Consider the following 10,912-nt stretch of genomic DNA (forward strand, 5'->3'; position numbering starts at 1 on the left):
TATGTGTGTAATGTAAGTAAAAAAATAAAATTTCTTTTGCTTCATATATCTATAGATATATGGATTAAAAAACGACCTTTAAAAAAAGGTCAAACTTGGAAACTCGGGCTGTAAAAGTTTAAATATATAAACATTTATTTGTAATATAATTACAATATGAATTTAATAAAGATATTTGAGATGCAAAAAGAATTGGATAATAAAATCAGAGAAAAAAGTTTAAGTCTTAATCCAACATTTAACAAAGAAGACTTTATAGTTCAAAAAACTCTAGCGCTTTTAATAGAAGCTGCTGAATATGTAAATGAAGTTCAAAGTTTTAAATATTGAAAATCACAAAAGAATGTAAATAAATTAGCTGTAACTGAAGAATTTGCTGATTTAATCCATTTCTTAGTTAATTTTGCTTATAAATTTGATGTTCTACCTGAAATAGAACCAAAAATAATTAACCAGGATATAAACATTCAATTCCAACATTTATTTATTTCATTAGCAAACATAATGAAAAAAGTTAATAAATCAAATATCGAACACGCGTTTCAAGTTGCATTGGGTTCATTTGTAATGTTAGGGTTTACATATGAAGATTTATATGATGCATATGTTCTTAAAAATCAAAAGAACTACGACCGTATTAAAAATAATTATTAAAAAATAACCAGCTACAGAAGTTGGTTATTTATTTTTTATAAAAATTAAATTATCAAATTGCTTATTGTGCTTAGCAATTCATTTATTGTAAATTTTGAATTTGTGTTTGTATTTATTGAGAAGTTTTAGTGCAAAACCAACCCCAATAAATACTACGTAAATGATAATTGATACTGTATTTTTGAATTCTCATTGGCCACCTAAAATTCAAGGGAAGAATGTGATTAATAAGATAAATGACATTATACAAATATCAATAATGTAAATAGTTTTTTCCCAAACAGGTATTTTTGAAATTCTTTTCTTTGCAGCTAATCTGAATGCTATAAAGAATGTGATTAAGTCTTCAATTAATAATGCAATTGAGCTGGTTATAATTGTTGCTTTAAAGAACTCATCGCTATATTCTTTATCTAAGAATATAGTAGGAACAAGTCATAATGTAATCATTGAAATCATTATTATAACTGTAGAGAAAACGATTGCATTTTTAAATTCACCCTTTTTATTTTTCTGATGCAATGAATTGAATAAGTAACCATCTTCAGAAAGAGGAACAAGTTTTCTAGCAGTCGCAACTGTTTGAAAAATTCTAAATCCTAAATCATTAGATAATAATCCAATAATGAAGATAGAGACTCCAAATGCACCTAATCCATAGGTGTAGATTTTTGAAATCTCGTTTGAGCTATCTCCGGTAGTTACTTTTAACGAGTTTGGTAAGAATAAATAGAGTGAAAAGAATATTAGATAAAATCCAAATATGAAAGCTAATGATGTTAATAATATTTTTCTAAAACTCTTGAACTTAACATCTTTAGCCATAGCAGCAACATCTTCAGTTCCTGCAAAAGCATACATAAATAAAAGAACATCAGCGATAATTAATTGAGGTGTAACTTTTTTGTATGTAGCTGAGTCAGGTAATGTAGCTTCCTTTGAAACAGCGACTAACATTACAAAGATGGCTAAGATAAGTATTATTCATTTAAATAATGAGGCAATGAAAATAATTTTCTTATTTGTTTTTAATCCAATTGTTGAAATAGCAATTATGGAAATGAATAGTAAGATTGAGATCCCTCTAACTATTCACATAACTAAGCTGTGTTGAGGAAATTCTTCTGGTTTCGGTAGTATTATTTCAACAACATCAGCTAGGAATAAAGGTGCAATTGCTGATAAAAGTGGTGTTTGAATAAATTGGTTTCATCCGATGAAGAAAACAAGATTTCTAAGACCGCGTTTCTTTGATTTTGTTAATTTACCATCAACAACATCATCATCTAAATGTCTTGCGTAAGCATACGAACCACCGTAGTGATCATTATATTGATTTGATAATCTAGAGAATACCAACATTATTCCAAAGCATATAAATGCTGAGAGTATCATTACAAGATACCCTCAGTAAGATATGTTCATAATTGTTGATATTGTAGTTATAAAACCTATACCAACGACAAAATTAATTGTAAAAAATGTAAAACTTTTCTGTGTGAACTGCTTTTGCATTTTTTATTATTTTGCTTTTATTTCGTTAGAAGGTTTTTGATTATTGAAAATTACATTGTAAATTTCATCATATGTTTTAACAGGTACATATGTTAAGTTTTCTTTAATTTCAAAAGGAATGTCTTTTAAGTTTTTGATATTGTTTTCAGGTATGAAAATCATTTCAAGTCCTTTTTGACTAGCTGCAAATGATTTTTCTTTTAATCCACCAATTTCAAGGACTTTTCCTCTTAATGTAATTTCACCAGTCATTCCAATTGTGTTAGGAACTGGTCTTTTTGAAAGAGCAGAAATAATTGCAGTTGTAAATGTTACACCAGCACTTGGTCCATCTTTAGGAACTGCTCCTTCAGGTACGTGAATATGAATTGTATTATTTTCAAAATCAAACTCATCAACACCAAATTTTTCAGCGTTTGCTCTAACGAAAGTTAAAGCAATTTGAGCTGATTCTTGCATAACTTCTTTAAGTGAACCAGTTAACTTAATTTCTGATTTACCTGGGTATGTAGTTACCTCAATCGGCAATGTTGAACCACCAAATGATGTGTAAGCTAATCCTGTTACTAAACCTGGAACAACATCTTCTTCTTTTTCTTCTTGTTTGAATTTAATTACACCAAGTAATTCTTCGATTTTATCAAGTGTAATTACATATTCTTTTAATGATGGATCATCAAAAGTCTTAACAACTATTTTTCTAGCAATCTTATCTAATGTACGTTTAAGACCTCTGACTCCAGCTTCAAGTGTGTAATGTTGAATGATGTATTTAAGCACATCATCTGAAATTTGGAAGTATTTTTCAGCTAAAGTAGCTTGCTCAAGCACTTTTGGTATTAAGTGCTCTCTAGCAATGCTTAATTTTTCGCTCAATGTGTATGAAGATAATTCAATAACTTCGACCCTGTCAATTAATGCAGGTGGTATGTTTTCATAGTAGTTAGCTGTAGCAATGAAAATACATTTTGATAAGTCGTATTCGTGTTCTAAGTAGTGATCTTGGAATCTTGTGTTTTGCTCAGGGTCTAAAACTTCAAGCATTGCACTTGCTGGATCACCTTTCATATCAGATGCCATTTTATCAATCTCATCAAGAAGGACAACGGGGTTTGATACTCCTGCGTACATCATTCCTTTGATGATTTTTCCAGGCATAGCTCCTACGTAAGTTCTTCTGTGTCCTCTAATTTCGCTTTCGTCGTGAACTCCTCCAAGTGAAACTTTAACGAATTTTCTATTTAAAGCACTTGCTATAGCTTTTGAAAGTGATGTTTTCCCTGTTCCAGGAGGACCAACAAGAGTTAAGATAGGAACATTGTTAAATGTATTTGTTTCTTCATTGTTTTGAAATAATGAAAGGTCAATTTCAAATTTATCATCAATCTTGATTTTGTTTTCATCAAGTTTTTTAACTTGGTTGTTTTTAATAATAACAGCTAAGTATTCGATAATTCTTTGTTTAATTTCATTTAAACCATAGTGGTGTTTATCTAAAACTTCTCTAACTCTGTTTATGTCTAATAATTCGTGTTGAACTTTTCTTCAAGGAAGTTTCTTAAGAGTATTAATGTATGATTTGATGATTGAGGCTTCAGGAGAAACAGGAACCATTTCTTCTGATTTTTTAGTTTCAGCATCAATAAGTTTAATAACACTTTCAGGGAAGATGTCTTTGAATTTTGAATTGATGATTTGTGCATACTCATCATCAGATGCAGTTGGGTTAAGTTCTTTAATTTGTTCTTGAAGAGCTTTTAATTTTTCTCTAAGTAAGAATTCTGTTTGTTGCTTACTTAATTTTTGTGTCATTTTACCTTTTAATTCTGTTTCTGCTTGAAGAATTTCATTAATTTTTGCAGTAGCTTGAATTAAGTAAGTTTGGTATCAAAATCTGTTGTATGGTTCTTTGAAAATTTCAAGTCTTTCTGGAACAACTACAGGTGAAATGTGGTTTAAGAAAGTAGCGATTAATGCACTTGCATAATCTTCAGAGAATCTATCAGTTCTACCTTCAAAGTATCTGTTTGTTAAATCAACAATACTTGTGAATGTAAAGTGTCTTCCTGATAAAGGTTCAGTTTTGAATAAGCCAATAAAATCTGAATCAGCAAATTGTTGTGGTTTATCTTCTTCAAGGTCAATTCCGACACCTGCAAAAATTGAGAAAGTTTGCAAGTAGTCATAAACTTCCCTTAATTCTTTTTTAGATAATGTAGCAGGTAAGTCAACAAATGCACCACCTTCTCCAGTTTCTGAACCTATGAAACCTTTATATTCAACGTGTGATTGAACTCCTTCAGGAAGAGTTTCAAGCATTTTAAATCCATTAGGTAAATAGAATTGTGAAATAACTTTATAAACTACGATAAATGAATCCGTTGTAGCTTTGTAAATTACTTCAAGTGGTTTTACATAGTTACCATAAACAATTTCATCTGTTGATTCAGGTTTAGCATATAAAACAACTGCTCTTCCTGATTCTTTAAGTAATTCTTCACGGTTCTTTTTAAGATCTTCAACAAGAACTTTTTCTGTAACCTCAGTTTCCATAAAACCACCAGGAATTGAATAAAAATCTGGTGTTTCAAAGAATGTTATATAGCCTGATTTATCAGCTTTCGCTTTTTTAATATATTCATTAAAAGTCATCATTCTCCTTCTATTTGTCTTTTACAACAATGTTAACGATTTTTCCAGGTACAAAGATCTCTTTGACGATTTCTTTACCTTCTAATCATTTTGTTACTTGTTCTTTTGCTTTTTCTAAAACTTCTTCTTTTTGTGCTGTTTTTGAAACTGTTAATTCAGCTCTAACTTTTCCGTTAACTGTAATTCCATAAGTTACTTCATCCATTTCTAATGCAGAATTATCTATAGCAAAGTCATATAGGTTTTTTGAGTCAAAGTATTTGCTTGATAATTCTCAAACAACGTGTGGAATGAATGGTTCAAGAATGTTTAATAAAACATAGAACATTTCTGTGATTAATTCAGGTTTTGTGATTGAATCATATTCATTCATAATTTCCATAGTTCAAGAAACTAAAGTGTTAAATGAGAATGAATTATCATCACTTTCAAATGTGTTCTTTTGTTTTTGCATTCCTTGGTAAAGTTTGAGTCTTGCAATTTTTTCTTGAGCACTTAAGGTTGATTTGTCAATGTTTTTAAAGTTTGAATTTACATCAATTTCAGAACTTCTATCGTAAAGTCTATTGATGAATTTAAAACATCCAATAACACCTGAATCACTTCATTCAAGTTCTTTTTGAGGAGGAGCCGCAAATAAGATAAATAATCTAGTTGTATCAGCACCATAGGTGTTAATCATTTCTCCAGGTTCAACTGTATTACCTTTTGATTTAGACATCTTAGCTCCATCTTTAAGCACCATACCTTGAGTTAATAAATTAGCAAATGGTTCTCTAAAGTTTACTAAATCTAAGTCAGATAATGCTTTGGTGAAGAATCTTGCATAAAGTAAGTGTAAGATAGCGTGTTCAATTCCACCGATGTATAAGTCAACTGAATTTCAGTAATCTAAGTTTTCTTTCTTAAAAATAACTTCTTCACGTAAGTTTGATGGTGTAGTATATCTTAAGAAATATCAACTTGATTCAAAGAATGTGTCTAATGTATCAGTTTCTCTTGTTGCTTTTGAACCACAAAGATGACAAGTTGTATTCATTCATTCTTCATTAGTTAAAAGTGGATTACCTTGACCTGTGAATTTAACTTCTTCAGGTAATAAAACAGGTAATTGGTCAAGTGAAACAGGAACTGTTCCACATTTTTCACAGTGTACAAGAGGAATTGGTGTTCCTCAATATCTTTGTCTTGAGATACCTCAGTCACGTAAGTTGTATTTAACTTCTTTAGTTAATTTAGTTTCTTCAACTTGAACTAAATTATTATCTAAAAAGTCTAAATGGTTAACTTCCATAAAAGTGGTGTGTGTTTGATTATTTGATGAAACAATCGTTGCATCTTTATTTGGATTATTTGATGCAAAATCAGTAATGATAACTTGAACTAAGCTACCATCGAAAGGATTTTTAACAGTGTAAGGTGTTTTGATAAAAATTTTCTTTGAAAATTCTTTTTTAACAAAGTTTAAATTGATTTCTTCAAGTAAGTCTAAAGCTTCTTGATTAAAGTAGTTTGCTTCTTTTAAGGCATCAACTAATTGATGTTTATTTGAGATAGCAACATAATCAATTTTTGAAATGTAATCTAAATTTGATTCATAGACATTAAGCGTGTTATGACTGTTGTCTGCAAATTCAAATGTTAATTTGTAATCTTCAGTTCTACCAATTCAATTTTTTTGCATCGTAAGAACTTGTTGAGGTCAATGTCCTTCAAGAGATTTAAGGTCTTCAAGTAATTCATCAGCATACTCGGTAATTTTTAAGTAGTAAGTATCCATTTCTTTTTGAATAACTTGATTTCCACATCTTCAACATTTGTTATCTTCAACTTGTTCGTTAGCTAAAACCGTTTGGTCAAATTCACATCAGTTTAATGAGCTTTTCTTTTTGTAAATTAAACCTTTTTCTCAAAGTTTGATGAAAATGTATTGTTCTCATTTTGTGTATGAAGCATCACAAGTGATTGTTTCATAATCTCAAGCAAATGAAATTCCTAATCTTTTAATTTCATCATCCATTGATGCAATGTTTTGATATGTTCAGCTTTTTGGATGTGTTCCGTTTTTGATTGCTGCATTTTCAGCAGGTAAACCAAAAGCATCTCAACCAAATGGGTGAAGGACATTGAAACCTTTTCTTCTAAAGTATCTAGCTACGGCATCACCAATTGAGTAATTACGAACGTGTCCCATATGCAATTTTCCACTTGGGTAAGGGAACATACTTAAGACATATTTTTTAGGTAAACTAAAATCATCTTTTGGTTCAAAAGCATTAGTTTCTGCTCAGATTTTTCTTCACTTTGAATCAATTTCTTTAAAGTTAAATTTTGACATAAACACCTTTCTATGAATCACACTTATTCACTGTGAAATTATTTAGGATGTTATCTAAAAACTTGGTTTTAGATAAGGTAAAAATAAATATATAAATTATAAAATAATTTATTGCAATATTGCTCAAATTAAATGATAAATATAAAGCGATAGAACCTGCAAAGTAATTTGGAATACCAAAGAAGAAAATTTTGAATTTTTTATCATAGTTAGCAAGCAGTTCATTAAACGAAACAGCATCTAATTGCTTGAATAATTTGAAATAAATTAAGTTAAATAAAAATGTATTCAAAAATGTTATTATTGCAATTGTTACTAATGAACTTATGCCTAAGATAACAAGGATTGAAAGTTCTTTTTTAAGCTTAGATTTTCATAATAATTTTCCAAATAAATAAGAACTGAAAACGAAGACACCTTGCATTAATAAAAGAATAAAGTTTCCTAGAAATGCAATGTCTAATGTAGTTGATTTAATTGTTATAAAAGGACTTATCAAAAAGTTTGAAATAAGCATTATTAACGAATATTGAATATCGATAATAAAAGTAGTTAAAAAAGTTGAAATTAAAAGGAAATTGAAAGTTAAAAATGAATTAAATGGAATAAAACTTCCGATAATGCTAAAAACAATAGAAATAGCTAACATCAAGCCTGTGAAAGCCATTTTGAAAATAACATTCATATTTTTGTTATTTCAAACTAAAAATTGTTTTTTTTGCATTATTTTCCTCCTTTTTTACACTTTTTGCTTTTCGCGATATAAAAATATATTCATTAAATAATATCATTATTTCATCTTATTAGTAAAAAAATCCAAAAAAGAATAAATTATGAACTAGAGACTGAATTCGTTCATTTTTCATATGACTATAAAAAACAAGTGTGTTGAATTTTAAACAATTAAAAAGTAATATATTCAGTTTATTTTTTAGATTGTTATGGTAAAATTAAGTATATTTTTACAATTAATATTTTGTTAAAAATATTCAATTTAGTTAATAAAGAGGCAATATGGGTAAGATTACATTTTACAAAGATAACAAACCATATTATGACAAAGAAAATGCATTAGCTTATGTTGAAGTTATTAAAGACTTTTTAGTAACAAAAGCAAAAGAAGCTAATTGCTATGGTTTTATTGTAGGTATCAGTGGAGGGATCGATTCTTCACTTGTGTATGCAATAGCAAAACAACTTCCTTTAAAAGTTAAGGGAGTTGTGATGTCAGTCAATGGAATGTTACAAAGTGATTTAGATCATATTAAAAAACTTGAAGAAAAGTTTGATGATAAATTTGAGTACATTGATTTAACTGATGCTTTTAACGCTTTAAGCAAGCAAGTTAATGTTAAGAATCAATTAGCAGTTGCTAACATTAAACCACGTTTAAGAATGACAACTTTATATGCTCTAGCTCAAGAAAATAATTTACTTGTGTTAGGAACAGATAATAAAGATGAAACATTCATTGGCTACTTCACAAAGTATGGTGATGGAGGAGTTGATTTACTTCCGATTTCTCATCTTACAAAAGGTGAAGTTAGATTTTTAGCTTCACTTCAAAATGTACCAAGTGAAATTATTAACAAAGCACCATCGGCAGGATTATGAGAAAATCAAACTGATGAAGATGAATTAGGTTTCTCATATGCTCAACTTGATTTTTATTTAGATCACTTAAATGACTATGAACAAATCAAATCAGTATTACCAGAAGAAGTTATTAAGAAAATTGAATATAAACATAAAATCTCACAACACAAAAGAGATTCAATTTATAAGCCAAATGATATAGATTAGGAGAGATAAATTATGGCAGGACATTCACACGCAGCGAATATAGCACATAGAAAAGGTGCACAAGATGCAGCAAGAGGAAAAATTTTTCAAAAATTATCTAAAGAAATTTTTGTTGCAGCAAGATTAGGAGCAGATCCTGATACTAACCCAGCTTTAAAATTAGCAATCGCTAAAGCTAAATCAAAAAATATGCCAAAAGACAACATTGAAAGAGCAATTGCTAAAGCAGCTGGAGATAAAAATGCAAACGCATTTATCGAAACTGTTTTTAACGCTACTGTAGGTGGAGGAGCAACATTTATTGTTGTTACATTATCAGACAACCTTAACAGAGTTAAATCAAATATTCAGTCATACTTTAACAAACAAAATGCCGCATTAGGTAAAACAGGTCAAATTCCATATCCATTCAGAAAATTAGGAATCATTGAAATTGCTAAAGAATTAGTTAATGAAGATGATTTAATGGAAGTTGCACTTGAAAATGGTTCAGAAGATGTTGAAACATATGATGAATCATTTGTATTAACTACATTACCTGAAAACTTCACAGATTTAAAAAATGCAATTGAAGATAAATTCGGTCAAATTGACTTTATCCAATGTGAAGTAACATATGTGCCAGATATGTATGTAGAATATGATCAAGAAAAGAAAGACAAATTATTAGAATTTGCAGACAAATTAAAAGAGGACGATGACGTTCAAGATGTTTACCATAACATCGAAACTGAAGAATAATGCAAATAATTAGAGATTTTTTCGAAACCCTCAAATTAAGCACAGGTAATGAAGGGTTATCTTACTTCATTCTAATACTTGTCACATTACTTTGCTTATTAGCTATACCAACTATTCTTTCATTCATTTTCCCACTTATTAAATTAAGTAAGAATGGTTGAAAAAATCTGTCATTTTATTTATACTCATTTTCAACAGGTTTTTTCTTAGTGTTAGCTACATTTGGTTTTTTAAGAGAATCGCTTGAATTAGCAAATCAAGGTGCATGAAAAGACAATGTAAACGTTTATGGGTATAGCATTTTAGTCGTAGTTGTCGGTCTTGCTGTAGGTATCTTATTTTCATTCACGCTTAAGTATGCAATTACTTATCAAATTAATAAAAAACTTAAAAAATCAAATAATAAAAAGTTAAATGCATTTGTTCACGACCACGATCACGGAGATGGACATGATCACGATGATTTTGATTTCTCACACCCACATTCTGAACATTTTTACGAAGTTAAGAAATATAATGAAAATCAAAATATATTTTTAAGACAAAGTAAAAATTATAATAACTCAAGACACGTTCATTATCATCCTGATTACATCTTTTCAAATGATGAGTCAATTATTAAAGCTGAACAAGAAGCGATTAATTCAGCTTCAAATAAATTAAAAGTTATTGCTTTATTACTACTTTTAACTCACAGAATTCCGGAAGGATTATTATTAGGATACAACTTAAATTTAGCAGCAAACGGTCACGAAAACTCACTTACTATGGCTTATTTTGCTTCTTTAGTTTTACATTTAATCCCTGAAGAAACAATCTTCTATTTTAGACTTAGAGAAGCAGGATACTCAAGAATTCAATCATTGTTATTATCATTTTTAGGGCTTTCATTATTTTTACCATTTATGTTAATTGGTTGCTATGCAGGTGCAGCAATTGAGAAAAACTGAATACTAAAAGGAATGATGATGTCAGCAATCGCAGGAATTTTCATTTTCACCACTTTAATTGAGTTTATTCCTGAGTTTTATCATTCACATATGTCGAAGAAAAAATGATATTTCATCCTTGCATTCTTATTTATTGGTGTAATCTTTGCTGCATTAATTCTTTCATTCCATACACACAATCACTAAACTGGGACACAAAATATGGACAACGTCGTATTTTGTGTTTTTTATATTAAGGAGTGATTATGAAACAACTAAA

8 protein-coding genes are annotated in these 10,912 nt (G+C 29.1%); 4 read left to right on the plus strand and 4 right to left on the minus strand.

The features are described 5' to 3' along the window. Nucleotides 1–156: 156 nt before the first annotated feature. Entirely contained in the window at nt 157–654 is a 498-nt protein-coding gene (locus ACNF36_RS02565) for a dUTP diphosphatase (protein ID WP_257088930.1), read from the plus strand. Between the two features lie 24 nt (nt 655–678). Here ACNF36_RS02565 and ACNF36_RS02570 read toward each other — a convergent pair whose 3' ends face one another. From ACNF36_RS02570 to ACNF36_RS02585, 4 genes are read right to left on the minus strand one after another with little or no spacing between them, the layout of a single operon-like run. Beyond that, nucleotides 679–2,169, minus strand: coding sequence for an APC family permease (locus tag ACNF36_RS02570; protein ID WP_418303622.1), 1,491 nt, complete (start codon nt 2,167–2,169; stop codon nt 679–681). Between the two features lie 6 nt (nt 2,170–2,175). Next, the gene (gene lon, locus ACNF36_RS02575) at nt 2,176–4,824 is read right to left on the minus strand and encodes an endopeptidase La (RefSeq protein ID WP_418303623.1); all 2,649 of its coding nucleotides are present in this window, start codon (nt 4,822–4,824) and stop codon (nt 2,176–2,178) included. Nucleotides 4,825–4,831: 7 nt separating this feature from the next. Then, nucleotides 4,832–7,159, minus strand: coding sequence for a class I tRNA ligase family protein (locus ACNF36_RS02580; protein WP_418303624.1), 2,328 nt, complete (start codon nt 7,157–7,159; stop codon nt 4,832–4,834). Between the two features lie 10 nt (nt 7,160–7,169). Next, nucleotides 7,170–7,883 (minus strand): MPN527 family putative ECF transporter permease subunit, encoded by a 714-nt coding sequence (locus ACNF36_RS02585; RefSeq protein ID WP_418303625.1) that lies wholly within the window; start codon nt 7,881–7,883, stop codon nt 7,170–7,172. Between the two features lie 290 nt (nt 7,884–8,173). On the opposite strand from ACNF36_RS02585, the gene nadE reads away from it, so the two are divergent. From nadE to ACNF36_RS02600, 3 genes are read left to right on the plus strand one after another with little or no spacing between them, the layout of a single operon-like run. Then, nucleotides 8,174–8,962 (plus strand): NAD(+) synthase, encoded by a 789-nt coding sequence (gene nadE, locus ACNF36_RS02590; RefSeq protein WP_418303626.1) that lies wholly within the window; start codon nt 8,174–8,176, stop codon nt 8,960–8,962. A 12-nt stretch (nt 8,963–8,974) separates the two neighbouring features. Beyond that, nucleotides 8,975–9,703, plus strand: coding sequence for a YebC/PmpR family DNA-binding transcriptional regulator (locus ACNF36_RS02595; protein WP_418303627.1), 729 nt, complete (start codon nt 8,975–8,977; stop codon nt 9,701–9,703). Next, entirely contained in the window at nt 9,703–10,839 is a 1,137-nt protein-coding gene (locus tag ACNF36_RS02600; protein ID WP_418303628.1) for a ZIP family metal transporter, read from the plus strand. The genes ACNF36_RS02595 and ACNF36_RS02600 overlap by 1 nt, the downstream gene beginning before the upstream one ends. Nucleotides 10,840–10,912: the final 73 nt, after the last annotated feature.

It is taken from the genome of Mycoplasma sp. 4463 (genome assembly GCF_048381515.1).
Taxonomy (GTDB): Bacteria; Bacillota_I; Bacilli_A; order Mycoplasmatales; family Metamycoplasmataceae; genus Mycoplasmopsis.